This window comes from Streptomyces sp. NPDC058872 (genome assembly GCF_042743065.1).
GTDB lineage: Bacteria > Actinomycetota > Actinomycetes > Streptomycetales > Streptomycetaceae > Streptomyces.
This window is the reverse complement of sequence record NZ_JBHYMK010000030.1, coordinates 1-26,690: the sequence shown is the minus strand read 5'-3', so window position 1 is coordinate 26,690 and position 26,690 is coordinate 1. Positions and strand designations below refer to the sequence as shown.

At 71.3% G+C, this 26,690-nt stretch carries 27 protein-coding genes, 1 pseudogene and 1 riboswitch; of the genes and pseudogenes, 17 read left to right on the top strand and 11 right to left on the bottom strand.

Annotated elements, in window-relative coordinates:
- The first annotated feature begins 95 nt into the window (after positions 1 to 95).
- The gene (locus ACFW22_RS20100; RefSeq protein ID WP_386406278.1) at positions 96 to 461 is read left to right on the top strand and encodes a luciferase family protein; all 366 of its coding nucleotides are present in this window, start codon (positions 96 to 98) and stop codon (positions 459 to 461) included.
- A 48-nt stretch (positions 462 to 509) separates the two neighbouring features.
- Here ACFW22_RS20100 and ACFW22_RS20095 read toward each other — a convergent pair whose 3' ends face one another.
- Positions 510 to 1,001 carry a PaaI family thioesterase gene (locus tag ACFW22_RS20095; RefSeq protein WP_386406275.1) on the bottom strand — a complete coding sequence of 164 codons (492 nt, stop codon included), beginning with the start codon at positions 999 to 1,001 and terminating at the stop codon, positions 510 to 512.
- A gap of 98 nt (positions 1,002 to 1,099) precedes the next feature.
- Here ACFW22_RS20095 and ACFW22_RS20090 point away from each other — a divergent pair, with 98 nt between their 5' ends.
- The 3 genes from ACFW22_RS20090 to ACFW22_RS20080 all read left to right on the top strand — a co-directional run bounded on the left by ACFW22_RS20090 (position 1,100) and on the right by ACFW22_RS20080 (position 3,212).
- Positions 1,100 to 1,576 (top strand): winged helix-turn-helix transcriptional regulator, encoded by a 477-nt coding sequence (locus ACFW22_RS20090; protein ID WP_384876250.1) that lies wholly within the window; start codon positions 1,100 to 1,102, stop codon positions 1,574 to 1,576.
- Between the two features lie 84 nt (positions 1,577 to 1,660).
- Positions 1,661 to 2,530: a YhjD/YihY/BrkB family envelope integrity protein gene (locus ACFW22_RS20085; RefSeq protein ID WP_386406271.1), complete on the top strand. Its 870-nt coding sequence runs from the start codon at positions 1,661 to 1,663 to the stop codon at positions 2,528 to 2,530.
- A 178-nt stretch (positions 2,531 to 2,708) separates the two neighbouring features.
- Positions 2,709 to 3,212 carry an NUDIX domain-containing protein gene (locus ACFW22_RS20080; protein ID WP_386406268.1) on the top strand — a complete coding sequence of 168 codons (504 nt, stop codon included), beginning with the start codon at positions 2,709 to 2,711 and terminating at the stop codon, positions 3,210 to 3,212.
- 40 nt (positions 3,213 to 3,252) lie between these two features.
- Here ACFW22_RS20080 and ACFW22_RS20075 read toward each other — a convergent pair whose 3' ends face one another.
- Positions 3,253 to 3,774 carry a hypothetical protein gene (locus ACFW22_RS20075; protein WP_386406265.1) on the bottom strand — a complete coding sequence of 174 codons (522 nt, stop codon included), beginning with the start codon at positions 3,772 to 3,774 and terminating at the stop codon, positions 3,253 to 3,255.
- A 119-nt stretch (positions 3,775 to 3,893) separates the two neighbouring features.
- Here ACFW22_RS20075 and ACFW22_RS20070 point away from each other — a divergent pair, with 119 nt between their 5' ends.
- From ACFW22_RS20070 to ACFW22_RS20060, 3 genes are all read left to right on the top strand, one after another.
- Positions 3,894 to 4,556, top strand: a complete 663-nt coding sequence (locus ACFW22_RS20070; RefSeq protein ID WP_386406262.1) for a DUF6629 family protein — start codon at positions 3,894 to 3,896, stop codon at positions 4,554 to 4,556.
- Between the two features lie 11 nt (positions 4,557 to 4,567).
- Entirely contained in the window at positions 4,568 to 4,780 is a 213-nt protein-coding gene (locus ACFW22_RS20065) for a hypothetical protein (protein ID WP_386406259.1), read from the top strand.
- 125 nt (positions 4,781 to 4,905) lie between these two features.
- Entirely contained in the window at positions 4,906 to 5,409 is a 504-nt protein-coding gene (locus ACFW22_RS20060) for a peptidylprolyl isomerase (protein WP_384885275.1), read from the top strand.
- Between the two features lie 274 nt (positions 5,410 to 5,683).
- On the opposite strand, the gene ACFW22_RS20055 is transcribed toward ACFW22_RS20060, so the two are convergent.
- Positions 5,684 to 5,932, bottom strand: a complete 249-nt coding sequence (locus ACFW22_RS20055) for a type B 50S ribosomal protein L31 (RefSeq protein ID WP_386406255.1) — start codon at positions 5,930 to 5,932, stop codon at positions 5,684 to 5,686.
- Between the two features lie 176 nt (positions 5,933 to 6,108).
- Positions 6,109 to 8,676 carry a SpoIIE family protein phosphatase gene (locus tag ACFW22_RS20050; RefSeq protein WP_386406252.1) on the bottom strand — a complete coding sequence of 856 codons (2,568 nt, stop codon included), beginning with the start codon at positions 8,674 to 8,676 and terminating at the stop codon, positions 6,109 to 6,111.
- Between the two features lie 217 nt (positions 8,677 to 8,893).
- Here ACFW22_RS20050 and ACFW22_RS20045 point away from each other — a divergent pair, with 217 nt between their 5' ends.
- Positions 8,894 to 10,198, top strand: a complete 1,305-nt coding sequence (locus ACFW22_RS20045; RefSeq protein WP_386406249.1) for a phosphoribosyltransferase family protein — start codon at positions 8,894 to 8,896, stop codon at positions 10,196 to 10,198.
- On the opposite strand, the gene ACFW22_RS20040 is transcribed toward ACFW22_RS20045, so the two are convergent.
- Positions 10,182 to 11,054: a transglycosylase SLT domain-containing protein gene (locus tag ACFW22_RS20040; RefSeq protein ID WP_386406246.1), complete on the bottom strand. Its 873-nt coding sequence runs from the start codon at positions 11,052 to 11,054 to the stop codon at positions 10,182 to 10,184. The two genes, ACFW22_RS20045 and ACFW22_RS20040, sit on opposite strands and share 17 nt — an antisense overlap.
- Before the next feature lie 4 nt (positions 11,055 to 11,058).
- Positions 11,059 to 11,244, bottom strand: a riboswitch (cyclic di-AMP (ydaO/yuaA leader).
- Positions 11,245 to 11,588: 344 nt separating this feature from the next.
- Here ACFW22_RS20040 and ACFW22_RS20035 point away from each other — a divergent pair.
- Positions 11,589 to 12,221, top strand: a complete 633-nt coding sequence (locus ACFW22_RS20035) for a hypothetical protein (protein WP_386406243.1) — start codon at positions 11,589 to 11,591, stop codon at positions 12,219 to 12,221.
- Between the two features lie 60 nt (positions 12,222 to 12,281).
- Here ACFW22_RS20035 and ACFW22_RS20030 read toward each other — a convergent pair whose 3' ends face one another.
- Together ACFW22_RS20030 and ACFW22_RS20025 are read right to left on the bottom strand one after the other, a co-directional pair.
- The gene (locus ACFW22_RS20030) at positions 12,282 to 14,306 is read right to left on the bottom strand and encodes a phosphocholine-specific phospholipase C (RefSeq protein WP_386406240.1); all 2,025 of its coding nucleotides are present in this window, start codon (positions 14,304 to 14,306) and stop codon (positions 12,282 to 12,284) included.
- Between the two features lie 157 nt (positions 14,307 to 14,463).
- Entirely contained in the window at positions 14,464 to 15,267 is an 804-nt protein-coding gene (locus tag ACFW22_RS20025; protein WP_386406237.1) for a DeoR/GlpR family DNA-binding transcription regulator, read from the bottom strand.
- Between the two features lie 174 nt (positions 15,268 to 15,441).
- Between ACFW22_RS20025 and ACFW22_RS20020 the strand changes: the two genes are divergently transcribed.
- Both ACFW22_RS20020 and ACFW22_RS20015 read left to right on the top strand, forming a co-directional pair.
- Complete coding sequence (locus ACFW22_RS20020; protein ID WP_386406234.1) at positions 15,442 to 16,365, top strand: SIS domain-containing protein; 924 nt, start codon at positions 15,442 to 15,444, stop codon at positions 16,363 to 16,365.
- A 38-nt stretch (positions 16,366 to 16,403) separates the two neighbouring features.
- The gene (locus ACFW22_RS20015; RefSeq protein WP_386406231.1) at positions 16,404 to 17,237 is read left to right on the top strand and encodes a ketose-bisphosphate aldolase; all 834 of its coding nucleotides are present in this window, start codon (positions 16,404 to 16,406) and stop codon (positions 17,235 to 17,237) included.
- 150 nt (positions 17,238 to 17,387) lie between these two features.
- On the opposite strand, the gene ACFW22_RS20010 is transcribed toward ACFW22_RS20015, so the two are convergent.
- Positions 17,388 to 17,834 (bottom strand): nitroreductase family deazaflavin-dependent oxidoreductase, encoded by a 447-nt coding sequence (locus ACFW22_RS20010; protein ID WP_386406228.1) that lies wholly within the window; start codon positions 17,832 to 17,834, stop codon positions 17,388 to 17,390.
- A gap of 169 nt (positions 17,835 to 18,003) precedes the next feature.
- Here ACFW22_RS20010 and ACFW22_RS20005 point away from each other — a divergent pair, with 169 nt between their 5' ends.
- From ACFW22_RS20005 to ACFW22_RS19995, 3 genes are all read left to right on the top strand, one after another.
- Entirely contained in the window at positions 18,004 to 18,798 is a 795-nt protein-coding gene (locus tag ACFW22_RS20005; protein WP_386406225.1) for an alpha/beta fold hydrolase, read from the top strand.
- Positions 18,799 to 18,918: 120 nt separating this feature from the next.
- The gene (locus ACFW22_RS20000; protein ID WP_386406222.1) at positions 18,919 to 19,902 is read left to right on the top strand and encodes a threonine/serine dehydratase; all 984 of its coding nucleotides are present in this window, start codon (positions 18,919 to 18,921) and stop codon (positions 19,900 to 19,902) included.
- A gap of 86 nt (positions 19,903 to 19,988) precedes the next feature.
- Positions 19,989 to 20,414 (top strand): hypothetical protein, encoded by a 426-nt coding sequence (locus tag ACFW22_RS19995; protein ID WP_386406219.1) that lies wholly within the window; start codon positions 19,989 to 19,991, stop codon positions 20,412 to 20,414.
- 70 nt (positions 20,415 to 20,484) lie between these two features.
- Here the strand turns inward: ACFW22_RS19995 and ACFW22_RS19990 are convergent, their stop codons facing one another.
- Positions 20,485 to 21,129, bottom strand: coding sequence for a uracil-DNA glycosylase (locus ACFW22_RS19990; RefSeq protein ID WP_386406216.1), 645 nt, complete (start codon positions 21,127 to 21,129; stop codon positions 20,485 to 20,487).
- Positions 21,130 to 21,567: 438 nt separating this feature from the next.
- Complete coding sequence (locus tag ACFW22_RS19985; protein WP_386406213.1) at positions 21,568 to 22,851, bottom strand: serine hydrolase domain-containing protein; 1,284 nt, start codon at positions 22,849 to 22,851, stop codon at positions 21,568 to 21,570.
- A gap of 705 nt (positions 22,852 to 23,556) precedes the next feature.
- Between ACFW22_RS19985 and ACFW22_RS19980 the strand changes: the two genes are divergently transcribed.
- Together ACFW22_RS19980 and ACFW22_RS19975 are read left to right on the top strand one after the other, a co-directional pair.
- Positions 23,557 to 24,513 carry a GlxA family transcriptional regulator gene (locus tag ACFW22_RS19980; protein ID WP_386406210.1) on the top strand — a complete coding sequence of 319 codons (957 nt, stop codon included), beginning with the start codon at positions 23,557 to 23,559 and terminating at the stop codon, positions 24,511 to 24,513.
- Positions 24,514 to 24,530: 17 nt separating this feature from the next.
- Positions 24,531 to 24,824 (top strand): annotated as a pseudogene (locus tag ACFW22_RS19975) (IS630 family transposase); the annotation flags it as partial.
- A 20-nt stretch (positions 24,825 to 24,844) separates the two neighbouring features.
- Here ACFW22_RS19975 and ACFW22_RS19970 read toward each other — a convergent pair.
- Positions 24,845 to 25,330, bottom strand: coding sequence for a hypothetical protein (locus tag ACFW22_RS19970; protein ID WP_386406207.1), 486 nt, complete (start codon positions 25,328 to 25,330; stop codon positions 24,845 to 24,847).
- 186 nt (positions 25,331 to 25,516) lie between these two features.
- Between ACFW22_RS19970 and gap the strand changes: the two genes are divergently transcribed.
- A complete protein-coding gene (gene gap / locus ACFW22_RS19965; RefSeq protein WP_386406204.1) occupies positions 25,517 to 26,515 on the top strand; it encodes a type I glyceraldehyde-3-phosphate dehydrogenase in 999 nt (332 codons plus the stop codon).
- Positions 26,516 to 26,690 lie beyond the last annotated feature (175 nt).

The window sequence follows — 26,690 nt, the reverse complement described above, 5'->3', positions numbered from 1 at the left end:
TCATGGAGTCCCCGAAGAAGACCTGTTTCGCGTCTTGGCACGATTCTTCCGGCACGACGCTTGTGTACGGCCCCGGTGCCCGGCACGCTCCTCGTATGAACACGGCCAGGCATGCCAGTGAACGTCTGATGAGCTGGCCCTCGCTGACCCCCGGCCGCGCCCATTGCGGCGCCGAGCTCGGACTGGGCACCGCGACGCAAGAGATCGTCCATTTCCACGGTGAACACGAGGCGGACGTCCATCTCACCCGGGCCATGATCGCGAAGCTGCGTCCGGCCCTCCTCGGGTCGAGCGCCGTTCGGCTGAGGGCCGGATCGGGCTGGGTGACCGTCCGCCTGGACATGGGCTCGGACATCGACCTGCTCGCGACGCTCGTGAGCGCGGCCCTCCAGGCGAACGGCGTCCCCGACACGGTCCCGGACGGCTGCACCCGTACCCGCCCGGTCACCGGCCGTCGCTGATTCCGGTGCGTCACCGGCTCCCGGTGCCGTGTGGCGCCGGGGCGGTCCTCAGGACGACACGGGGAACACCATGCACGTACTGGTCGCATGGGCGAGGAGGCGGTCCTCCGCGTCGTACAGCCCCGCCTCGGCCAGCGCCGTGCGGCGCCCCTGGGAGAGCACGCTGCCGACGGCGCGGATCTTTCCCGTGTCCATCGTGATCGGGCGGAGGAAGCGGGTCGACAGGTCGAGCGAGGTGTAGGCCGTCCCCCGCGGCAGCGTCGAATGCACCGCGCAGCCGGCGGCCGAGTCGAGGAGCGTCGCGTACACCCCGCCGTGCACGCTCCCGATCGGGTTGTAGTGCTCCTCGCCGGGCTCCAGGACGAACACCGCGCGCCCCGGTTCGACCTCCTCCAGGGTGAAGCCGAGCAGGGCCGCGATCGGCGGCCCCGGCAACCGGCCCGCCACCATCTCCCGCAGGAAGTCGATGCCGGCCATCGACATCGCGGCCCGCGCGGTGGCTTCGGCGTCTTCCCACTCGACCGTACGTGACCGCGCCATCACCACTCCACTCCGCTCATCTGCTGACTCTGTATGGCGAAGCTAGCCCTCTGGGTTGCTGACTGTCAACGACAGAGCCAGGTGGCTACAGTGGGCGCATGAACTGGCTGGAGACGGATACGGAGAACTGCCCGGTCCGCCGCGCCCTGGACGTCGTGGGCGAGAAGTGGAACCTTCTGATCCTTCGCGAGGCCTTCAACGGCGTCCGACGGTACGACGAGTTCCGCAGCCACCTCGGCCTCTCCGAAGCCGTCCTCGCCGACCGCCTCCGCAAGCTCGTCGCCGCCGGTCTCCTGCGCAGCGAGCCCTACCGTGAACCCGGAGCGCGCACCCGCCACGAGTACCGGCTCACCCGCAAGGGCGTCGACCTCTGGCCCGTCCTCCTGGCCCTCAAACAATGGGGCGACGCCTACGCCGGCGACCCCGACGGGCCCGTCCTCGACGTCCGACACCACGCGTGTGCGTCGCCCGTGCGGGTCGTCGTCCAGTGCGAGGGCGACGAGCAGGCCGTCCTCACCCCCCGCGACGTCACCGTCCGCCCCGGACCGGCCGCCCGCCCGCGCCGCACCGACTGACCCGCACCGGTTCCGCCGTCCCCGCCCACCCGTTCGGCCGCACCCCTGAGGTGTCCGGCCGTCCGGCCGGGTACCTGACGATGCATGCCCTCCACACCCGGTCCGCCGCGCGACGGTACCCCCGCCGAACACGGCCACTGGTTCGCACGGCTCCACGCCCGGATCCTCGCCTCCCCCGTCGGTTTGGCCTGGAGCCGCGGCCGTGCGATGGAACTCATGCACCGCGCCATGGGCTTCGCCGCGCTCAGTCTGCTCACCCTCGTGCCCCTGCTCATCGTCGTCGCCGCAGCCGACCTCGCCAGTGGCCAGGGCTTCGCACGCTGGCTCATCCAGGGCCTCGGGGTCTCCGAGGTCTCGCAGGAAGAGGTCGAACAGCTCTTCGGGCAGCCGGGACAGGCCCTCCAACGCACCACGGCCTTCGGCCTCGCCGCCCTCGCCGCCTTCGGCGTCACCTTCGGATCCGCGGTGCAGACCGGCTACGAGCGGGCCTGGGACCTCCCCACGGCCCGCTGGCACACCATGTGGCGGCACGTCGTCTGGCTCGCCGTCCTCATCGCCTCCCTGCTGCTCTTCGTCGCCTACCCCGCGCCCGAGAACGCCCCGGCGGGCACCACCGCCCTCGTCGCCCTCGGCGACCTCCTCGGCACCTTCCTCTTCTTCTGGTGGTCACAGCGCTTCCTGCTCTGCGGGCGCATCCGCTGGCGCGCCCTGCTCCCCGGTGCGGTGCTCACCGCGTTCGGCCTCCTCGGACTGCGTGTCTTCTCGCAGCTCGTCTTCTCCCCGTTGATCGCCTCCAACGCCGTGACCTACGGCCAGTTCGGCACCGTGCTCGTCCTCCAGTCCTGGCTCGTCGGAGTCGGCTTCGTCGTGTACGGGGGCGCCCTGGTCGGGCGCCTGGTCCACGAGGCCCTCGTCCGTCGCCGTCTGGGCCGCGGGGGCGCCCCCGCCGCATGAGCGGCCCCACCGCTCCCCGTGCCGTACGGCGGGCACGAGGTCCTGCGCGGCCGGCGACCGGACGACGGACCCGGCGGCGCTCACACGATCCGGTGATCCGTCCGGGAGTCACCGGCCGACCCGCCCCGGACCGCTTGGATGGAGACGTCCCATCAGGCCCGTCGAAAGGGAGTCGCCCATGGCGAACACCTGGCTGCCGCCCGCCCAGTACGTCGACACGCTGCCGAGGGCGACGGCCTACGCCTGTCTCCACTTCACCGACACCGCCGGCCGCCCCCTTCAACTCAAGGCGACCTACACGACGGAGTCGTGGCAGTGGCCCGGCGGCAACATGGACCCGGGGGAGACCCCTTGGGAAACCGCGGTGCGCGAGTGCCGGGAGGAGACCGGAATCGTCTTCGCCGGCCGGCCGCGCCTGCTCGGCACCCACTTCGTCACGGACCGCGGCGAGGACTGGCCGGCCAACCACATCGGCTTCATCTTCGACGGCGGCGAACTGACGGACGGGCAGGTCGCCGGGATCGTCCTCGACCCGGAGGAACACAGCGAGTACCGCCTGCAGACCCTGGAGGAATGGCAGCGGGAGATGTCCCCGCGTGACTTCCTCCGCCTTGCCGAGATCGACCGGGCACGGAGGTCAGGGGCGACCGTGTACGTGGAGACCGGTCCCGCCGCGGTCTGAGCGGCACCCCGGTGGGACCGCCCCGGTGTCCCGCCGGCGCTCAGTCCCGGCAGGACACCGGATGGGCGATGTCGACGACGAACCGCTCCGGGGAGTGCAAGCGGAAGGTCTTGTACACGGGCGCGGCGTCGAAGGCCGCCGCGAGGGTGACCACGCCCTCGAAGTCACCGGTGAGCGCGACCCCCTTCAGCGCGGGCAAGGAGACCGTCAGCAACCGGGGGCCCCGATAGACCGGCCGCCCGGTGTCGTCATGGGCGGCAGCGGGGGAGAGGACGACCTCCAGGAAGTGCCTTCCCGCCAGCGGGACCCGGATGCCCGATCCGTCGTAGTGCAGCGTGCGCGTCCGGTGGACGGTGACCGGGGGCATCGCGCCCCGGACGTCGATGACCAGCCGGTCAAAGGCGGCGTGGCCGCCCCAGCGGGCGTCGACGACCAGGGCCGTGACCGAGGGCGAGCCCCTCGCCACCGGTGTCCCTGCGGCACCCGCCGGGGCCGTGGCACCGGTCCCGGCGACCAGCAAGACGCCGGTGACCGCCACCGCGAGGACATGACGGTGATGCATGACGTCCCCCTGTTTCTCGCGCTCCGGGGGCACGGGCCTCATCTGCGGAGGCACCACTCACCACCATACGGTTTTCCGGAACGCGGGGAATCCGGAAGGCCCGGGGGTAAGGATCCTCCATGTGCTGGAGCGCGACCGCAGACCTCTGGGCGGGCGTCGGGATCAGCGCCGTCGGCGTGGTGTCCCTCGTCTCCGTGCGCCGCCCCGGGGACGTGCCGCTGGCGTCCCTGCCCCTCCTCCTGGGCGTCCACCAGCTCGTGGAAGCGGCCGTCTGGCACGCCGGCGGGGGCACCGGGCCCGCTGTTCTCGCCTGGGCCGCGATCGCCCTTCCCCTGCTGCCCGCCTGGGTGCCGCTCGGCGTCCTGACCGCGGCCCGACCGGCCGACCGGCCGCGCCTGCTCGCGCCGCTCGCCGTCGGCCTCGCGGTCGCCGTGCTCCTCGCCCGACTGCTCGCCACCCGCCCGGTGACGGCCGAGATCCACGGCCACACCCTCCGTTACGCCATCGACCCACCGCAGGCACCGCTGGTCCTCGCCGGATACCTGCTGTCCACCGTCGGTGCCCTGCTGCTCGCCCGCGACCGCCTGCTGCGCATCCTCGGCCTGCTCACCGGAGCCGGAGCGGCCGTCTGCGTCCTGCTGTGGCGCACCGCGTTCGTCTCCACCTGGTGCGCCCTCGCGGCCACCGCCTCGTTGCTCCTCCTGGCATGGGTCCGGCGACGAAGGCCGGTGACGACTCCGGACGGATTCGGGACCGGCCGTAACCCCTCGGCCTTTCAGTAGTTGACCAGGGCATGAAGAAGCGCAGCATGCTCGCCATCGCCTCCCTCGCCGCAGGCGTTGTCACCGCCATCGTCACGCCTCCGCCCCAGGCCAACGCTGCCGAGGGCCCGTTGGGCGGCGCCACCGGCCTGCTCCAGGACGACCAGGCCGCGAACGTCCTCCACGACACCGTCCAGGGAGCCGAGGACGCCCTCCAGAACCAGCAGGCCGGCGGGCTGCTCTGACCCCGTGTCCCGGACGGCGCGTTCGTGCCGCGCACCCCGAACGGGACGTGCGGCACGAACGCGCCATGACCCGGGAGGAGGCAGCCCGTGCGCGCGCCGTGCGTGAGTAATGACAGGATGTCCCCATGAGCGACAACGTTTACTTCGACATCACCATCAACGACGAGCCCGCGGGCCGCATCACCTTCAAGCTGTTCGACGACGTCGTCCCGAAGACGGCGCAGAACTTCCGCGAGCTCGCCACCGGCGTGCACGGCTTCGGCTACGCCGGTTCCCCGTTCCACCGCGTCATCCCGGACTTCATGCTCCAGGGCGGCGACTTCACCCGGGGCAACGGCACCGGCGGCAAGAGCATCTACGGCGAGAAGTTCGCCGACGAGAACTTCAAGCTGAAGCACGACCGTCCGTTCCTGCTCTCGATGGCCAACGCCGGCCCGAACACGAACGGCTCGCAGTTCTTCATCACCACGGTCGTCACCGGCTGGCTCGACGGCAAGCACGTGGTCTTCGGCGAGGTCGTCGAGGGCCAGGACCTGGTCAAGAAGATCGAGGCCCTCGGGTCCGGCACCGGTGCCACCCGGGCCGCCATCAAGGTCGCCGACTCCGGCATCGTGAAGTCCGAGGCCTGATCGCCTCAGCGAGGTGAGCGAGGGCGGCGCGCCCCGCTCACGACCGGACCGGGGCGGGGAACCCAGTCCACCGGACGCGTGTCCCCGCCCCGTCGCCCGCCCGGCGCTGCCTCAGCAGGCGCCTGACGCCTCCGTCCGCTCCGGTCACCGCGACCACGGTCGTGCCCCCGGAGAGGGAGAGCGGGCGGAGCGTGAACGCCCCGCCGCCCTCGACCGCCGTTCCCGGGGGTTGGAGCAGGCGCCTCCACGAAGGTGCGAGTTGCCTCCCGAAGGGTCACTCCTCCTTTCCGTAGCGGCGCTCGAACGTGGCGATCCGCCCCTCGGAATCCACGGTTCGTGCCGTGCCCGTGTAGAACGGGTGGCTCTCGGAAGAGATCTCGACGTCGATCACGGGATACGTGTTCCCGTCGTCCCACTCGATGGTCCGGTCGCTGGTCGCGGTCGACCGGGTCAGAAAGGCGTACCCCGCCGAGCGGTCGCGGAACACCACGGGGCCGTACTCGGGCTGCTTGTCCTGCTGCACGTGTCCTCCTCGGGCTGGCGCCCTGACTGGTCCGGCCTGATCGGCGCGGCATCCCCAGCCTCTCCGCGTCCACGACCCCCGACCAGTGCCGCGCGACCGACCGGGTGAGGGGTCGGCCGCTCCCGGGCGATCGCCCCGTCCGTCGCCCGCCCGCCGCCGTTCCGTTCCGGGGCCGCTCAGCCCGTCTCCTCCCACCGCGAAGCGAGGAGCAGCGCGATGTCGTCCGGCCGGGACGTGGCCGCCCGCGCATCCCGGATCAGCCGATCGGCCGTCTCGCCCAGGGGCAGTGAGCCGGCGGCTGCGAACGCCCGGCTCAACCGCTCGATCCCCTCGTCGATGTCTCTGCCCGGCTGCTCCACCAGGCCGTCCGTGAACAGCGCGAGCACGGCCCCGGGGGGCAAGTGCAGCCGTGTCACCGGGTACGAGGCCCGGACGTCGACCCCCAGGACCATCCCGCCCGCCAACTCCACCGACTCCGTCGTCCCGTCGGGCCGTCGCAGCAGTGGCTGGGGGTGCCCGGCCCGCACCGCCCGCGCGTCCCCCGTCTCCGGATCGAGCAGTACGTAGCAGCAGCTCGCGAACTGCCCCGGATCCAGATCGATCAGGAGCCGGTTGGTGCCCCGCATGACGTCCTGCGGCCGGTGGCCGCCCAGTGCGAACGCCCGGACCGCACTGCGCAGTTGCCCCATCGTGGCCGCCGCCGCCACGCCGTGCCCCTGCACGTCGCCGATCACCAGGGCGAGCCGCCCGTGGTCGGTCTCGATCACGTCGTACCAGTCTCCGCCCACATCCATGCCCGCAGTGCCCGGCAGGTACCGGCCCACCGTGTCCACCCCGTCCCGTACCAGCAGCCGGTGCGGCAGCAGTGCGTCCTGCAGACCGCGTGCCACCGCCGCCTCCGTGTCGTACCGCTGGGCCCGCTCCAAGGCCTGTGCGATCAGTCCGGCGAGCGCGGTGAGGACGGTCCGCTCCTCAGGGCTGAACCCGCGCGGGGCGTCGAAGCCGAGGATGCAGGAGCCCACCGGCCGGCCGGACGCGATCAGCGGCAGGAACGCCCGCGCCCCCGAGTCCGCGTCCAACGGCAGCCCCGGGTACGTCTCGCCGAGCTTGTCCATCGATTCGAAGAAGAGCGGCCTGCCGCTCGTCAGCGTCTCCACGCCCGGCAGCCGGGCGTCCAGGGCCACCCCGTCGAAGGGTTCGAGGAAGCCCGGGGGGAAACCCGTCTCCCAGGCCAGGTAGAGGCGCCGGTCGCTCAGCAGGTAGATCGCCAGCTGCCGACCGCCGAACGCGGGCAACAACTCCTCCGTCACCACCGCCGAAACCTGGCGTGCCGTCACCGCCTCGGAGAGCGCGATCGCCAGGGCCACCGGCCGGTACAGGGCCGCCGCCTGGTCGTCGGGCTCCGCCAGTACGTCGCCCTCCCGTGCGCCCCGGACGGCGTGCGGGGCAACCGGAGCGGGGCCCTCCTCGGGAACCAGCACCAGCGTCACCCCGTCCCGCCCGGGGTGCAGCGAGACCGACAGCCATGGGCCGCGTTCCGGGCGGGCCATGAACCGCACGGGTTCCGTGGAGAGCAGGGCCGCGCGCAGCTGTTCCTCGTGGAAGGGGTGGGCGAACCAGGGCAGTGCCTCCCAGAGCGGCCGTCCCGCCAGGGCCCTGCGCGGCCGGCCGAGCAGGCTTTCCGTCCGCTCGTTGACGTAGGTGATGCGGCCGAGCCGATCGGCCGCCAGGATCGCCCGCGGCAGACGGTCCGTGGCGTCCGAGCCGATCAGTCCCGTACCGAGGTCCACGAGCGTGCCTTCGAGCCGCCCGCCGCCGGGCGGGCCCGTCCCCGGCGGGTTTCGCCGCGCCCGCGCGGACACCTCGAGCAGGTGGAGGCCGCCGTCCGGGCCCTTCAGCCGGATCCGCCGCACCGATGGCCGTCCCCCGGCCTCCGTGGCCTGCCGGGCGGCCGCCCACAGGGCGTACCCGTCCTCGGGATGGAGCAGCGACGTCAGCGTCTCGATGGAGCAGGGCGACGAGACCTCCGTTCCGAGGACGGCGAGGATCCCGTCGTCCAGGGTGACCGTGCCAGTGCCCAGGTCCCAGGCGAAGGAACCGAAGCGGACCGGCGGGCCCGAGGCGATCGGCAGCTGCACGCACACCGGATCACCCGGCCACTCGACCTCGGTGCCCTGCTGGACGAGCCCGGCCAGAGCCTCGCCCAGACGGAGCCCGTCCTGGGTCATTCGCCTTCGGTCCCGCGCGTTCACCGGCATCCCGGGACTCGGCGCCCGCAGCACCATGAGCACGCCGAAGCGTTCCCGGCCCGCGACCACGGGCGAGTACAGCGAGGCGAAGGGGAACGGCAGGCTCGCCACCAGTTGGGGAAAGCGCTGCATGGCCTCCTCGACGTCGGCGAGGTGGACGGACTGCCCCGAGCGGTGCACCTCCGAGACGGGAAACGGCCGGTTCGCATGCATCCGCCACCACGGGCGGAACAATTGCCCGGGAAGCCCCACCAGGACGGCGAGCCGCAGCAGTCCCGGAGTGCCGGAGCGCAGGTACACCCCGCCCGCATAGCCGCCGACCTGTTCCACCGCTTCGACCGCGGCTTCCGCGAGTGCCCAGGTCAGCGCAGCCGGAGCCGGCCCGTCGTCGGCTCCACTCTCGGACGGATGTCCGATGCCGCTCGCCGAGCCGTGGCCGGACGCGCCGTGCGAGGTCACACAGACAGCATGCGCCAGGGACGAAGCCGCCCGCATCCGGGACCGCTGCGTTCGCCGTGGTGAACGGGTCTTCCGCGGAGCCCGAGCCGCCTCCGTCCTCCGCTGCCGGGCCGGTCGCTCCCCGGGCCGAGCGGCCGGACCTCCCCGGGCCCGCCGGCCACTGCGTCCCGTCTACCCTGGGAGGGGTGGGCAGGGGACGGACGACCGTGTTCCTCCCCGGGCCCGAGCCGCGCAGGCGGAAGGGCGGCCGATCATGTTCTTCAGCGACCGCAGTGACGCGGGGCGACAGCTTGCCGCCCGGCTCGACCACCTCAAGGACCGGGACGTCGTGGTCCTCGGGCTCCCGCGGGGCGGCGTGCCCGTGGCGGCCGAGGTGGCGGACGCCCTCGACGCGCCCCTCGACATCTGTCTCGTGCGCAAGCTCGGGGTCCCCCACCAACCGGAGCTCGCGATGGGGGCGCTCGGGGAGGGGGGCGTACGGGTGCTCAACGAGCGGGTGCTCCGCGAGGTCGGGGTGAGCGACCGGGACCTCGCCGCCGTGGAAGCACGGGAGCACGTGGAGCTCGACCACCGGGCCCTCCGCTACCGGGGCGACCGGCCGTCCGTGCCGCTCGACGGACGGACGGTGGTGGTGGTCGACGACGGCCTGGCGACCGGAGCCACGGCCCTGGCGGCCTGCCGGGTGGTCCGCGCCCGTGGCGCTGCCCGGATCGTCCTCGCGGTCCCGGTGGCCCCGCGCGGCTGGACGACCCGGCTCGGCGGGGAGGTCGACGAGACCGTCAGCGTGCACACGCCGGACCGGTTCTTCGCGATCGGGCAGTTCTACCAGGACTTCTCACAGACCGAGGACGCCGAGGTCGTCGCCTGCCTGGACCGGAACAGGGCCGCGCGCGCCCCGGTCGTGCAGGACACGGACGTGTGGATCCCGGTCACCGGCCGTACGCTCGCCGGACGGCTCGCGGTGCCCGAGGGAGCAGGGGGCATCGTCCTGTTCGCCCACGGCAGCGGAAGCAGTCGGCACAGCCCCCGGAACCGGGCGGTTGCCGCCGGGCTCAACCGGGCGGGGCTCGGGACGCTGCTCTTCGACCTGCTGACCGAGGCGGAGGCCACGGACCGGGCAAGGGTCTTCGACACCCCCCTGCTCGCCGGGCGGCTCGTGGGCGCCACCGAGTGGCTGGCCGCGCGGCCCGAGGGCACCGGGCTCCCCCTGGGGTACTTCGGGGCGAGCACCGGCGCGGCGGCTGCGCTGTGGGCGGCCGGCGACCCCGCGTCCCGGGTGAGCGCCGTCGTCTCGCGCGGCGGCCGGCCGGACCTCGCGGGCGAGCGCCTGGGACGGGTGCGCGCCCCCACGCTCCTGGTGGTGGGGGGCGCGGACGTGTTGGTCCTCGACCTCAACAGGAAGGCCCGGGCGCTGCTGCGGTGTGAGAACCGGCTCGCCGTGGTGGAGGGCGCCGGCCACCTCTTCGAGGAGCCGGGGGCCCTGGAAGAGGTGGCGGAGCTCGCCACCTCCTGGTTCGACGAGCACTTCCGGCGGCAGCGGGTCAGTACGCCCCGTTGACGTTGTCGATGGAGCCGTACCGGTCGGCCGCGTAGTTGCAGGCGGCGGTGATGTTGGCGACCGGGTCGTACAGGTCCATGGACGTACCGGGCACGTGGTAGGCGAGGAAGGTCGGCTCGATGACCTGCAGCAGCCCCTTCGAGGGGGTGCCGGCGGCGGCATTGGAGTCCCAGAGGTTGATGGCCCTGGGGTTTCCCGAGGACTCGCGCATGACGTTGCGGAGGATGCCGTCGTAGGTGCCGGGGATGCCCTGCTGGGCCATGATCGCCAGCGACTCCCGGATCCAGCCGTCGAGGTTGTCGGCGTAGTTGGTGGCGGCGACCGGAGCGGCCTTGACCGAGGCGGGGGCGGCCTGTGCTGCGGACGCACCGGTGCCGGTGGACACCGCGGGGGCGGCCGGGCGGCGTTCGGAACGGCTCGCGCGCTCGGTCGTGGCGGACTTCTTCGGCTTGGCCTGCGTGGGAACGGGCTTTGCAGAACCCTTATGAATCGTCAGCTTCAGACCGGGGTGAATGAGTGACGGATTGTCACCCACCGCTCCCTTGTTCGTCCGGTAAAGGCTCTTCCAGCCGCCCTGGATTCCCTTCTTGTGGGCGATCAGGGAAAGCGAGTCACCGCTCACGACGGTGTAGGTGCGCGCGGCGGCCGGGGCGGTGACCGTCTTGGCGGCGGCCGGGGCAGCAGGGGCGGTGAAGGGCCGGGTGGCCGTTTCCGGGGCCGTGGACGCCGGAGCGGCATGGGCGGCGGCCGGTACGACCAGCGGCAGGCTCAGTGCGGCGCCACCCGTGCCCACCAGGGCCAGGCCACGGGAGACGGGACTGCGGCGGGGGCGGCGGTGCTTGGCGTGAGCAGGCATGACGGGTTCCTCTCCGGTGCCTGCGAGGTGAGCTGTCGGGTTCGGACGGGAGGTGTCCGGCCGCGCACACGCGGCTGCACCCCGAGCCGTTCCGGATCACCGGACCGGCGTATTCGTGGGTCCCCCGCTCCTGCCGTCGGGTGAAAAGGGAGGTGTGTCGAGCGGCGGCAGGATTAGGCGATCCGCTCGAATGGAGGTGACCGTAGGCCAGCAATGCAATGAATAACAAGGGGAGTGGTTCCCGGGCGTCGGGGAATTGATCAAACAATTCTGCGAATTCAAGATCGGTGATCTCCCCGGGGCCTCGAACTTCCTTGTCCGGCAAGGGGTGGGGGAGTGCTTCCGTCGCGCGGATGGGGTGGGGAGTGAATCCCGTCACTCGATGGCTTATGTCTGATATGGGAAGTAATTCCATTCATGAGTAAATGTGCGGAAATTAGGTGTGATGCGACTGCTTGATCGGGGCGGCTCGATGCGACGCGATCGTTTCTCCGCGAGGGTCAAAACTCGCAAAATGGACATTAAGGATGAAAGATGGAGGTAGTCAACCTAGGAGCCACCTCGATGCCCCCTTCCCCTTCGCTGCTCACCCCCGATGACCTTGACCGCGAGGCCGCCGCGCTCTTCGAGGACGTGGCCTGGCGGCAGATCGTCACCGGCGCGATCCCTGTCGAAGAGTCGGCCCCGACGGAAGCGGACTGGCGGCAGTTGCTCAGCGTGCCGGTGGAGCGGTTGGTGGCCGATGCCCTCGCCGCCCTGCCCCAGGAGGTCCCGGACGAGCGCCGCATCCCCGGCCGGATCGGCGCCGCGCTGCCCGACCGGCTCCATGCCTGGCGCCGCATCGGGCAGGTGGAGCTGCGCCCCTCGGTCCACCTGGGCTACGCCCGTCTGGTGTTGACGGAGTGGGGCTGGCAGAACGCTCCGTACAAACTGCGCAACGCCCGAGGGGCCCGGTGCGTCTGCGGAGCCCTCCTCGCCGCCCACCGCCTCGGCTACGGCGGCGCGGACACCATGAACGAAGCCGCCGCCTGGATCATGACGGAGCTTCGGGCCCGTGGGTGGCGGGATCTGATCGGCCCGTGGAACAGGGCCCCCGGCCGCACCGCCGCCGACGCACTGGCCCTTCTCGACGCCGCGGTCCGCCGCGCCGCGCATGCCGGCCGGTGACCCGCCCCGCCCGTCACCGGGCGGCGGCAGAGGATCGCCGCCCGGTCGTGAGCCTGGCGGTCAGCCGCTGGTGCTGGGCGCCCCGGTCTCGATGTGGCCGGTGTAGCGGCGCGACCAGGTCCCGTCGATGTCGGCGACGATCGTGAAGTCGTACCAGCCGTCGTTGTACGCGACCGCGTTGAAGAAGTCCTCGCGACTGGAGTTCGCCGGCACCGTGTACGTCCACGGGCCGTCCGAGCGGTAGGCGTTCGAGCGGATCGTGAAGGTGACCGGTCCCGCCGAGGCGTTGGTCATCTCGAACCACAGGGCCGTCTTCCCCGTGCCCGCCTCGGGGGCGAACCGGGCCGCCACCTCGATGGCGCGGCCCGCCTTGGAGGCGTCCCCGATGAACCGGCGCAGGAAGCGATTGGGGCCCATCATGGAGATGTCGTACTTACCGGAACCCCACCCCAGGCCTATGTTGAAGTAGTCGGACGCGGTGTCGCCGGGGTCCACGGTGTACTGCCAGGCGGCGGTGTCCCGGTACTGGTGCGGATGGATCGAGAAGTGTGCCGACCGCTTGGCCTCCGGGCCCTGGTTCGTCATCGAGAACCAGGCCAGGACCTTTCCCGCGGCGCCGAACTCGAAGCGGTCGAGGTTGCCGTTCGCCTGGTACGGCAGGGCCCGTGCCGGGCGCGTGCCGGGTTCCTGGGAGGGCAGGGCGTTGTTCTGGGGGGCCGGGTTCGGTAGCGGAGCGCAGGTGGCCTGGCCGATGACCTTTGCCGTGGAAGGAAGGCCGGAGGGCACTCCGTACACCGGGTTGGCGAAGTCGAAGACCCCGGTGAGGTCGCCCGCCACCTTCCTCCGCCAGGTGCTGATGTGGGGGCAGAGGGCCGGGGTGCCGAGGGCCGTCGTCCAGGTCTCCATGAAGCGCAGCACGGAGGTGTGGTCGAAGACCTCGGAGCTCACCCAGCCGCCCCTGGTCCACGGGGACATGACAAGCATGGGGACGCGGAAGCCCAGCCCGATCGGCACGCCGTCGATGTACTCGCCCGGTGTGCCCGGAGGGGCGATCGGCGGCGGCACGTGGTCGAAGAAGCCGTCGTTCTCGTCGTAGTTGAGGAACAGCACCGTGGAGTCGAACACGTCGGGGTTCGCGGCCAGTGCGCGGTAGACGAGGTCGACGAAGTGGGCGCCGTCTCCGGGCGGAGCGTAGGGATGCTCGGAGAAGGCCTCGCTCGCCACCACCCACGACACCTGCGGAAGGGTGCCTGCGAGGGCGTCGGCGCGGATCGCCGCGGCGATGTCGTCCGGCGTCGAGCCGGTCACCTTCGGGACGGAGCCCATGCCCCGGTCGTAGAGCGGGTCTCCGGGGCGCGCACTGGTGAACTTCTTGAAGTAGGCGAGGCCGTTGTCGCCGTAGTTGTCCTGGGCGTTCTGGTAGACCTTCCAGCTCACTCCGGCGCGCTGGAGCGCCTCGGCGTACGTCTCCCAGGTCAGGCCCGACTCCTCGCCCCCGTCCTTGCTGGACGCGTCGATCTTCCCGCTCCACAGGAAGGTCCGGTTGGGGCCGGTGGAACTCAGCGCAGAGCAGAAGTACGCGTCGCAGATCGTGTAGTGGTCGGCGAGCGCGTGGTGGAAGGGGATGTCCCCGCGGTCGAGGTGGCCCAGCGTCCGGGTGTTGCCCACGCCCGTGACCCAGTTGTCGAGGCGGCCCTTGTTCCACGCCGCGTGCTGGGAGGTCCAGCTGTGGGGCAGGTCGCCGTTGCACTGCGCGAGGGTCTCGCCGTCGACGCCGCCGGCGGGCGGGGTGTCGCTGAGCTTCCAGGGGTACTGGCGGCTGCCCCAGTTGGGTTGGTTGAACATGCCCCAGCCGCCCGGCAGGTTGCCCGCGGCGCGATCGCCGAACCCCCGTACGCCCTTCAGGGTGCCGAAGTAGTGGTCGAAGCTGCGGTTCTCCTGCATGAGGATCACCACGTGCCGGACGTCGGTGAGGGTGCCGGTCGCGCTGCTCGCGGCCGCGGACGCCCGGGCCGGCGGTAGGGCGGCTCCCGCCATGAGCCCGGCGCCGATGCCGACGAACCCCCTGCGACTGATGGGAATCATGCTCCGCCTCTCGTGTCGCGGTGTGCCCCGGTGGCACGTCGCAGACATGATGGGGGAGGAGGGCTTAAAGGTATACATCCATGCGGTAATTACTGCGTGAACACACGAAGTCTTTGTTCGACCGGCGGTGAAATTGGTCTACGGGGATACCAATGAGTCAAACGGCGAGCACCTTGACCCCTGCTTCGGTGAGCTGGGCAACCGCCTCCGGGGTGATGTCGGTATCGGTCACCAGGAGGTCGATCCGGTCCAGACCACAGATCCGCGCAAACGCCCGCCGCCCCATCTTCGAGGAGTCGGTCACCACGACGACGCGGCTGGCGCGCTCCGTGAAGAGGCGACTGATGCTGGCTTCGTCCTCCTGGTGCGCCATCACGCCGAGTTCGGGGTCGATCCCGTCGACGCCGAGCACCACTGCGTCGAGCACGACTTCGTTGAGCACTCCCACCGTCAGCGGGCCGACCAGTTCGTAGGTCTGGGGACGGGCGACGCCGCCCGTGGTGACGATCTTGATCTGCGGGCGCACCGCGAGCTCTCCCGCGATGTTGAGGGCGTTGGTGACCACGGTCAGGGCGGGGGCGGCCAGTACGGCTCCAGGAGCCTCCGCCCGGCCGCTCGCGAAGCGCAAGGCCAGTGCGCGGGCGACTTCCGTCGTCGTGGTGCCGCCGTTCAGTCCGACGACCTCGCCGGGGGCGACCAGGTCCGCCGCGGTCTCGGCGATCCGTCGCTTCTCCGGTGCCCTGCGGGTCGACTTGTACCGCAGGGGCAGCTCGTACGAGACGCCGTGGGCGACCGCTCCGCCGCGCGTCCGCACCAGCAGCTGCTGTGCGGCGAGCTCGTCGAGGTCCCGGCGGATCGTGGCGGCGGAGACGTCGAGCGTCGCTGCCGCCTCTTCCACCTCCAACTTCCCCGAAGCCGCCAGTAGTTCGAGGAGCGTGTTCCACCGGTCGTGCTTGGACATGGGTCCCTCCCTCCGCGGGGTCGTGCTCATGCTGCGATCCCGCTCGTGCGCGCGTCCGATTCTATCGGCCGCTAGGTCGAGGACCTGGAAAAGGCCTGCATGTTTCTGCTTGAATGGAGCCGTCTTCACGCATCTTCCGTCATTATCGTGCAGCTTTCTTGCAAGGAGATCGGCATGACCAGCACGCGCACCGCCGAGGAGATCGCCTCCCAGCCCGCCACGTGGCGTCAGTCGGCCCGTACGCTGTCCCGGCACGTCGCGGCCCTGCCCCGACGGGGCGAGAGGGTCGCGGTGGTCGGCTGCGGCACCTCCTGGTTCATGGCGCTCGCCTACGCGGAGCTGCGCGAGTCCGGCGGTCACGGCGAGACCGACGCCTTTGCCGCTTCCGAGTTCCCCTTCGGCCGCCGCTACGACAGGGTCGTCGCCCTCACGCGCTCCGGCACCACCAGCGAGGTCCTCGCCGTACTGTCCCGACTGCGCGGCACGGTTCCCACCGGCGCGATCACGGCAGACCCCACCACCCCCGTGATGGACCTCGCGGACGAGGTGGCCGTCCTCGACTTCGCCGACGAGGAGTCCGTCGTACAGACGCGCTTCGCGACCACTGCCCTCTCCTTGCTCCGTGCGCACCTGGAGTCCGAGGAAGCCCTCCCGGAAGGGCTCGGAACCGTCGAAGAGGCCGCACGGGACGCCGAGCAGGCCCTCGCCTCCCCGCTCGACGAGAACGTGCGCACGGCGGAGCAGTTCACCTTCCTCGGCTCGGGATGGACCTACGGCCTGGCCCTGGAAGCCGGTCTGAAGATGCGCGAGGCCGCCGGCGCCTGGACCGAGGCCTACCCCTCCATGGAGTACCGCCACGGCCCGATCAGCATCACCGGTCCCGGTCGGGTGACCTGGGGCTTCGGTGCCCTGCCCGTCGGACTCGCGGACGAGGTGCGGAAGGTGGGCGGCACGCTCGTCGAGAGCGACCTCGACCCGCTTGCGGACCTCGTCCGGGCCCAGCGCCTCGCCGTTGCGGTCGCCGAGGACCGGGGGCTGAACCCGGACACCCCCCGGAACCTGACCCGCTCCGTCGTCCTCACCGACGTCCGTGCCTGACCGTCGTCCCGTGCCGGCCCGCTTCCGGGAGAAGGACCATGCCGCTCACGCCCACTGATGAGATCGTCCGCCGTGCCCGGGCCGCGGGCAGGGGGGTGGGGGCGTTCAACGTCCTCCAACTCGAACACGCACACGCGATCGTGGCCGGCGCGGAGAACGCCGACCGACCGGTCGTCCTCCAGATCAGCGAGAACACCGTTCGCTACCACGGAGCCCTGGAGCCGGTCGCGCTCGCTTCCCTGGCCGTCGCCCGCGCCGCCAAGGTCCCCGTTGCCGTCCACCTGGACCACGCGGAGAACCCCGACCTCGTCCGCGAGGCAATCACCCTCGGTCTGGGCTCGGTCATGTTCGACGCCGCGAAACTGCCGTACGCGGAGAACGTCTCCGCGACCCGCGAGGTCGTGGAGCACTGCCACCGCCACGGCGTCTGGGTCGAGGCCGAACTCGGCGAGGTCGGCGGCAAGGGAGGGGCGCACACCCCGGGCGTACGGACGGACCCCGAGGAGGCCCGTGCCTTCGTCGCCGCCACCGGCGTCGACGCGCTCGCGGTGGCAGTGGGCAGCGCCCACCAGATGGTCACTCGGGATGCGGTCCTGGACTTCGCCCTGATCGCCCGACTGCGCGCCGCCGTCGACGTCCCGCTCGTCCTGCACGGTTCCTCGGGAGTGTCGAACCCGCACCTCACCGCGGCCGTCGCAGCGGGCATGACCAAGGTGAACGTCTCCACCCACCTGAACAAGGCCTTCACCGAGGCGGTCCGCGGCCACCTCGCCGGCCACCCCGAGACGGTCGACCCCCGTCGCTATCTGACTCCGGCCCGCGCTGCCGTGGCCCGCGAGGTCAGCCATCTCCTCACGGTGCTGGCGCCGTGACACCGGGACGCACGGTGCCTCCCGAACCGTCGTCGGGCGAATCCGTGCGGCCGTCCATGCAGGGCAGGGCCGCACGGCCGTGCGGCCGAAGGGGCACCGGAAGTCCGGCCCCCACGTGCCGAGCGCGGCGCGGCTCCCGGTGCAGTGCACCTATGACTCCCGGGTGACCGGTTCGGCGACGAAGAGGGGGATCTCCCGGTCGGTCTTGCGCTGGTAGTCGGCGTAGTCCGGGAACGCCTCGACGGCCCGGTCCCACCAGACCCGGCGCTCCTCGCCGGTGACGAGGCGGGTCATCATGTCCTGCACCTCCGTGCCGTCACGCACTTCGACGAGCGGCGCGGCGACCAGGTTGTGGTACCAGACGGGGTGCTTGACCGCGCCGCCGTTGGAGGCGACGAGCGCGTACGCACCCTCGTGCTCGACCCGCATGAGCGGGGTCTTGCGGAGCTTGCCGCTCTTGGCACCGAGGTTGGTGACCAGGACGACGGGGAGGCCCCGCATGGTCGTTCCCTTGGTACCTCCGGAGGATTCGTACAGCTCGACCTGGTTGCGCACCCACGTCGAAGTGCTGGGCTCGTATTCGCCGGAGAGGGGCATCGGCGTGCGTCCTTTCGGAGGGCGTTCGGAGACGTCGGCTTGCACCCCCGACGCTATCCGACACCCCCTGCTCCCGGCCGGTCGACGTTTCGGCGGGGCCTTGTTAGTTCTCGCCACTAGGGTGTGCCTCCTGAAGGCGGTACGACGGGGCGCGGGGGAGAAGAGCACCATGCGAGAGCTGTTCCTGGCCGAGGAGCGGGCACACATCCGGTGGATCGACATGCCGGGTGAGGGGCCCGTTCGGGTGTTCCTGCACGGACTCGGTTGCACCGGAGCCTCTGACTTCGCCCATGTTGCGACACACCCCGCCCTGGGCGGGGGCCGGGCGCTGCTGGTGGACCTGCTCGGCTACGGACTGAGCGACCGCCCCCGGGACTTCGACTACCGCATGGATTCCCAGGCGGCGACGGTGGCCGCTGTCCTCGACCACCTCGGCGTCCCGCCCGTGGACCTCGTCGGCCACTCCATGGGCGGTGCCGTGGCCATCCGTCTGGCGGCGTCCCGCCCCGATCTGGTCGGCAGGCTCGTGGTGGCCGAGCCGAACCTGTACGCGGGGGGAGGGGAGTTCAGCGCGCCGGTGGCCGCCCAGGACGAGGACGCCTTCGTGGCGGAGGGATTCGCCCGGATGCTTGCCGACACCGAGCGTCCGGACTACGCAGCCCGGTTGCGCCTCGCCGATCCACGGGCCGTCCATCGCAGCGCGGTCGCCTTGGTGACGGGTGACGTGCCCGCGTCGGGCAAGCTGTTGATCGACTTTGCCGGGCCCCGGAGTTTCCTGGTCGGGGAACTGAGCCTGCCCCATGCCGAGGCGGAGGATGCGGCCGAGCACGGCATCCCGGTGCTGGAGGTGCCCCGAGCGGGACACAACCTGATGTTGGACAACCCGGACGGTTTCGCCAGGGCCCTCGCCCGTGCACTGACAGATGCCCCGTCCCCGCTGGTTCCCGCCCACCAGAGCCCCTGACCGGGATGTGGGTCCGGCACGGCTCCGCCCTTCTCCTCGGGGCCGTTCTTCCCGTGATCGGTGGGCATTGAGAAGATCGTCTCCACGATCGTCCGGTCCCGGCCCCTTCAGGAGCATCTGGTGCAGCCACTCGCGTACGCCGACGTCAAAACCGCCGCTGACCGGATCCGCGGCCACGTCCGTCCCGTCACGGTGACGCAAGCCGAGGCCGGGGACGGGCCGTACACCCTCTGCTTCGCACTGGAGCTCATGCAACACACCGGTTCCTTCAAGGCCCGCGGTGCACAGAACTTCCTCCTCGCCCACCAGGAGGAGGGCACCCTCCCGGATGCCGGAATCACCCTTGCCTCCGGCGGCAACGCAGGGCTCGCCTGCGCCTGGGCGGCCCGCGAGCACGGCGTCCGGGCCACCGTCTTCCTTCCCGCCACCGCACCTCAGTTCAAGATCGACAAGTTGTCCGGCTACGACGCCGACGTACGCCTCGTCGGGACGGAGTACGCCGAGGCGCTGGCTGCCTGCGAGGAGTTCGCCGCCGATACCGGTGCCCTTGCCTCCCATGCCTATGACCACCCCCTGATCGCCGCAGGAGCCGGCACCCTCCTCGACGAGGTCCACCGCCAGGTGCCGGACCTCGACACGGTCGTCGTCGCGGTCGGCGGCGGTGGGCTCTTCGCCGGCGTGGCCACCGCGGCCCGGCACCACGGGATCCGCACGGTCGCCGTCGAACCCGAGAACTGCCGTGCCCTCGATGCAGCACTCCGGGCCGGACGACCCGTCGACGTCACGGTCGACTCCGTCGCCGCCGACGCCCTCGGAGCCCGTCGTGCCACTCCCCTCGCCGTGAGCGCCGCCCAGCAGGAAGGCGTTCGATCCTTCCTCGTCGCGGACCGTGACATCGTCCGTGCCCGCAGGGCCCTCTGGGACGACCGCCGCCTTGCCGTCGAACACGCCGCCGCCACTGCCTTGGCCGTCCTTCCCCCGGAGGACGAAGACCGACCCGCTGGGAGCGCTTATCGCCCGGCGCCCGGCGAGAAGGTCTGCGTCGTCCTCTGCGGCGCCAACACCCACCCCGGAGACCTGGCGGGACACCACCCCCCGGCATGAGGGATGCGGCCCCCTGCTCCCGGTCCGAAGTCCGCCGGGCGCCGCTGGGAACGGATGCCCAAGACCATGGACACGAGGAGGGCGCTTTGAGGTCAGAAGCGGACACCCCGCTCGTCGAGCGCGTTCTGCGGATCGAGAGCCGTGCGGACGGCGGAGCCCTCGAGGCCTTCGGCAGGTGCCTACCCCGCCGCTCCGCCAATGAAGTGGCCCTCTTCCTCTCTCACTGTTACGCGGAGATACCGGTCGGGAAGATCTATGACGTCTGCTTCCGGTGCGCCGAGGAGAGGGCCGCGGTGCGGGTCGCGGCGACCGTCGTGGCGGTCACCCAGCAGTTCGGGGTCGCATGGGACGAGATCCCCCACGGCTGGAACACGTTGACGGTGGTGAGGTTCGAGCCCGAGGTCCCCGTGTGGGTCCGTGAGCTCCCCGAAACCGGCTCGTGGTACGACCGCCCCTCCTCACTGCTGCTCGCGAGCCGGGAGACGTGGGCTGCGCGGACCCTTACCGGCTGACGCGGGCGGGGATCCTTGCAGCCGTCCCCGCTCCGTCGGACACGGCGTCGAAGGACCCGACCGGCGGGCTTCAGCGTCGTCCGTCGGACTTCCGAAGGGCGTCGCCGACCTTCCGGTACGCATCGATGCGGTGTTGTGCGCGGCGGGCGCGTTCCTCCGGGTCGCGCACGAAGAGGGCCTGTCGCCCCGGGTGGTAGGTGCTGACCACCTCCAGGGACCTCTCGCGGACGGCTTCGGGACGGGCCGTGAGCAGACGGCGCCACACGTCCTTCGCCTCGTTGCCCTGCAGGAGCACGACCTCCAGTTTCGCCATCAGACCCAGCAGTCGTTCCAGGACCGCGGCACCGGCCCGGAGCTCGGCCGCGTTCGGCGAGCGGTTGATGTACCAGGGGTAGGCGTTCCACGGAGTGACCTCGTGCGGAGCGATCCCGGCCTCCTCGAACTTCTGGGCCTGGAGTTCTGCCGTGGGGTCGTCGTTCTCCACGCACAGGAATCCCGAGCCGGTGCCGGCCTGCGTCTTGGGCCCCGGGTCCCGCAACAAGGACAGCACGCGGGCCTCCGCCCCGCCGTGCCAGGGGGCGACGTACGGCATCCAGCCCCGCCCGTCCTGCTGGCGCAAGGCGTCGACCATCTCGTTGACGGGCCGGACGTGGGGGGCATAGCGCCCCTCCTCCTGTTCAGCGCGGAAGGATTCCTCGCGCATCCTTCTCGCCATGCTTCCTCCACAACCGTCCGGCGCTTCCGCCGAGCACCCTAGCGGGTGCGCACGGCACCGTCGCCCGGAACGGAAACCCCGCCGGACGGTCGGGAGAACGCTTCGGGGACGGCTGCGGGCAGCCCCGTCATCGAGTGCGCCGCGGGCTGCCGAATGTGCCGCGGGTTGCCGAACCGCTGTGGGAACGAAGGCGGGCTTGCCCCCGATGCCCGGGGCGAGCCCGCCCGGGACCGCCGACACGGTCCTGGAGCTCGCGCCCGGGACCGTGTGCCCGACCGGATGTTCGACGTCCGAGTCACCGGCCCGGCACCGGAGCGTCATGGACTCCCCGACCCGGCACTGAGCGTCAGTGACGGGCCGCGCGGAGCCGACGATCCGCCTGCGCCGACGACCGGAGGGACTGCCCGGACACGATCACCTTGCCGCGTCGACGGACCGTCAGTGGCGCTCCGGAAGGTCCCGCTCAGCGGGCAACGGCTGGACGTCACCGGCCGTGGGAGCGGAGGAGGCGCGCGAGGACGGCGCCACCGACGGCTTCGCGCCGCAGAAGGCCGCCTCCAGCGTCCCGCCGAGTGCCGTGTTGGCGGCCCCGTGGTTCGAGGTGTTCGCCATGGCCGAAAGGCTGCGCCGACCGTCGCGGGTCGAGAACGCATAGGTGTAGAAGCCCTGCACGGTACCCGTGTGTCCGTACACCTGGGTGCCGCAGGACAGGTCGTAGCGGCGCAGCCCCAACCCGTAGAACCGGGTTCCGGTGGAGTCCGTCGGGGTGACCGTCGTCATCGCCTCGACCATGGCCGGCGACAGGAGCCGCCCGCGCATCAGCGCGCTGGTGAAGGTGTTCAGGTCGGCGGGGCTGGAGATGACCGCCCCGGCGGACTGGGCCCACGACACGGTCTGCTCCGTGGAGTCCACGAGCGGTTCACCGGCGGCGTCCGGGTGCAGGTAACCCCGCACGTGCAGCCCCTTGATCCGGGTGTCGGGGTGGACGTACGAGGTCTTCTGCAGCTTCAGGGGCTTGAAGATGCGTCGCTCGTAGGCATCGCCCACCGGCCTGCCCGTGAGCTTCTCGATGAGCATGCCGACGACCACGAAGTTCGCATTGGAGTACCGGTACGCCTGGCCCGGCTCGGTGGTGCGGGGCTCGCTCAAGGAGAGGTCCACCAGTTCCTGGTAGCTGAACACCCGGTTCCGTACGGCTTCGAAACCGGGCACGGTCTCCTCGAACATGGCGTTCGTGTAGTCCGCGAGTCCGCTGCGGTGGGTGAGCAGGTGCCGGACCGTGATGCGGTCGTCGGGCAGCAACCCGGGCAGGTACCGGTTGACGGGTGCGTCGAGTTCCAGCCGACCCTCTTCCACCAACTGGAGCAACACGACCGTGGAGAAGGTCTTGCTGACGCTGCCGATCCGGAACCGCGCATGGACGTTCATCGGTGCTCCCGATGTCCGGTTCCGGACTCCGACGGTCCGAGCCTCGACCCCGCCGGGGCCGGTGAACCGGGCCATGGCCCCCGGTGCGCCGTTGGCCATGGCCGAATCGAGCGCGGCGACCACACCCTCCATGTCAGGGGCGGGGACCGCCGGCGAAGTCCTTGCGGCGGGGGCGGGGGCGGGGACGGGGGCGGGGGGAGCGGCGAACGCACTGGTGGCGGGGATGACGGCAGTGGCCAGGGCGGCGATCGCAGTGACGCTCACGGACAGGCGGCGGTGTGGAGGCAGGGGCACGGTGATTCCTCGGCTTCTTCCGGATCGGGCGGAGCGGCGCCCGGTGGGGTGGAGGCGGAAACGGGGGGCTGCTTCGGGTGTGCAGGTGCCCCCTGTGGTCAATGAGCAGGAGTGCCGCTGCCGGCGATCGGTTCCTGGCGACGGGGGCGATTTTCGGACGGTTTCACTTCGTTCGTGTGCGGGGGCGCTTCCCAGGAGAACCCTTCCGAAGCCGGTCCCCTGACGAAGGACAACCGCTCCGGACAATCCGATCATGAGGCTGGCCGCAGCTACGGCTCCGTGCAACGGACTCGATAAGAAACGGTGTTGAGATGACGCACGGGTGGAATGGGCGGAGTCGCATGCTTGCGGGCCCGCTCGCCGTCCTGACGGTGGGGTGCACCGTCCCGGGCGTCTCGGATCCCTCGGGGACGGCGGCGCCCTCCGTGCTTCGCCCCCGGCCCTGCGCTTCCGGCGGATGGGCGACGAAGACGCCCACGGCACGCTCTCCGGTCCCGACCGCGGCTTCTGCACGCACACCCGCGCATGGTCCGATCGGAGCGGCAATGGCCGAGCCCTCCAGGAGCCCGGCCCGGCGACCTGACCAGTGCACCGACCCGGGGTCCGTTCCCCTCTGCTGCGACCGTCCTTCGGAAGGCTCGGCTGCGGGGCCGTCCGACCGGACCGCTGACCAGCACGGACAACGATCCGCGTACCCTCGTAGACGTGCCAGCTTCTCGTCTCCACCGTGTCGCCGTCCTCGTACTGGAAGGTGCGAAGCCCCTCGACGTCGGCATCCCCGCACAGGTGTTCACGACCCGGGCGAGCATGCCGTACGAAGTCCGGGTGTGCGGAGCGGAACCCGGGCTGGTGGCCGGTGGTGACGGTCTGTCCTACCAGGTCGCCCACGGCCTGGAAGCGCTCACCTGGGCCGACATCGTTTTTGTGCCGGGCTACCGCCACCCGGACCGCGAGGAGCCGCCCCGGGCCGTCGTCGACGCGCTGATCGCCGCACACGACCGGGGTGCACGGCTGGCCGCCATTTCGACGGGTGCTTTCGCCCTCGCCGCGACCGGACTCCTCGACGGCAAGCGCGCCACGACGCACTGGCACTACGCCAGGGCCCTCGCGGCCCGACGCCCGATGATCCACGTTGACGAGAACGTCCTCTTCGTCGACGAAGGCAGCGTGCTGACGTCCGCCGGCGCCGCTTCGGGCATCGACCTCTGCCTGCACGTCCTGCGCGGGGACCTCGGCGTGGCCGCCTCGAACCACGCGGCCCGCCGCCTCGTGGCCGCGCCGTACCGCAGCGGCGGCCAGGCGCAGTACGTGCCCAGGAGCGTGCCGGAGCCACTCGGCGAGCGGTTCGCCGCCACCCGGGAGTGGGCGCTGCACCGGCTCGGCGAGCCGCTCACCCTGGAGGTCCTCGCCCGGCACGCTGCGGTGTCGGCACGGACGTTCTCGCGCCGCTTCGTCGAGGACACGGGGTACACGCCGATGCAGTGGGTCATGCGTGCCCGCATCGACATGGCCCGTGAACTGCTCGAACGCTCCGAGCGCGGAGTGGAACAGATCGCCTCCGACGTCGGCCTGGGGACGGGCGCCAATCTGAGGCTCCACTTCCAGCACATCCTGGGCACCACGCCGAGCGAGTACCGACGCACCTTCGCGCAGGGCGACTAGCTCGCTCTTCAACCTGCTGGAAGACCCGCAGGTGGGCGGCGAAGAACAAGGTCGAACCGTGCTTCACCCCGCCCCACGCCTCTTGGGCCGATCCCGTCGAGGCCCACTTCGGGCCGCTGTGGGAGTTCGCCCTGGCCGACTCCCACCACCCCCACCACACGGTCCAGACCCGGGCCCTGCACGCCTCCCTGCACCGGCGCGATCAGAATGCCCGCCACCAGAACGACCGCCACTCCGATGTCCTCGCAGCCCAACGACGTGAACGAGCCCGCATCCGAAGCGAGGAGGGTGTCCCCTGGGGAGGGCGTCTCACCACGGTGGCGGTCTGCGACTACACCTGCTCCTGGTACACCCTGATCTCCGTCGGCTTGCGTCTGTGGATCGTTGCCCACGCCGCCCGTCCGGTCAGTCCTTGAGCCCACTCTTCGAGATCGTCTCCGGCGTCGTGGAAGAACCACGAGTCGAAGCTTCCGAGGGCCTCCAGGGCGGGTGCGAGTCCGTATCTGAGCTCGCAATGAACCTGCACGTAATGGTCGTGATCACCATCGCTGTCGGAGACCTCGAACTGCCGGGTGAGGTCCAGGACGAACGTCGGAGGGCCGTCGAACGCGTGGGTCCCGTGTTGGAACAGAAGGCCGTCGGCGTCGGGTGCGTCCGGGACGTCGAACAGCCGTCGGCCGAAACGGAGGAAGGCGCGCCACAGGTCTTCCGTGACCAGATCGTCAAGCGCTCGCCGCTCTGACCCCAGTTCGCTTTTGAGCAGTCCCACGGCCTCGTCCGTCGACGGTCTCCGCGTCATGCCGACCTCCTTGTCCACCGCAGCCGGGCTCAGCGTACTGACCCCGGTGAACCTTCCCGGTCAGAGCACTGGACCGCACCCGCACGGCATCGGCGGCTCCCGGTGGCATCGTGGCGCGATACTTGCGGACCGTGGCGATCGCGCCGCTGGTCGAGCCGGGACTTCCGAGCGAACCTGGGTGGCGAATCGGAAGGGACACCGCTCATGACTCGTATCGCCATCAACGGTTTCGGCCGCATCGGACGCAATGTGCTGCGCGCGCTGCTGGAGCGCGAAACCTCCCTCGAGGTCGTCGCCGTCAACGACCTCACGGAGCCCACGGCCCTCGCGCGACTCCTCGCGTACGACTCCACCTCGGGCCGCCTGGGGCGTCCGGTCAGCGTCGACGGCGACACCCTCGTCGTCGACGGGCACCGCATCAAGGTGCTGGCCGAGCGGGAGCCGGCACAGCTGCCCTGGGCCGAGCTCGGCGTCGACATCGTCCTGGAGTCCACCGGTCGCTTCACCTCGGCCAAGGCCGCCCGCGCCCACCTCGACGCCGGGGCCAAGAAGGTCCTGGTCAGCGCTCCGGCCGACGGCGCCGACGTCACCCTCGCCTACGGGGTGAACACCGACGCCTACGACGCCGATCTGCACACGATCGTGTCGAACGCCTCGTGCACCACGAACGCCCTCGCGCCGCTGGCCTCCGTCCTCGACGACCTCGCGGGCATCGAGCACGGCTTCATGACGACGGTGCACGCCTACACGCAGGAGCAGAACCTGCAGGACGGCCCCCACCGCGACCCCCGTCGGGCCCGCGCCGCCGGCGTCAACATCGTGCCGACCACGACGGGCGCCGCGAAGGCCATCGGCCTCGTGCTGCCGAACCTGGACGGCAAGCTGGCCGGCGACTCGATCCGAGTGCCCGTGCCGGTGGGTTCCATCGTCGAGCTCAACACGACCGTCTCCCGCGAGGTGACGGTCGAGGACGTCCTCGAGGCCTACCGCACCGCCGCCGCCGGCCCGCTGGCGGGTGTCCTCGAGTACTCGGAGGACCCGCTGGTCTCGTCCGACATCGTGGGCAACCCGGCTTCTTCGATCTTCGACTCGGCCCTGACGCGCGTCGACGGTCGCCACGTCAAGGTCGTCGCCTGGTACGACAACGAGTGGGGCTTCTCGAACCGGGTGATCGACACCCTCCAGCTCCTCGCGTCCAGCTGACGACGAGGCGGACGGTCACGCCCCGGGCGTGACGGACGCGGTCGCGGGGGGGGGGGGGGGGGCCCCCCCCCCCCCCCCCCCCCCCCCCCCCCCCCCCCGGGGGGCCGGCGGGGGCCGCTCGGCGCCCGCGGGCGCCGCGCCGCGGGCGGCACCCCCCCCCGGCGCCGGCGACCAC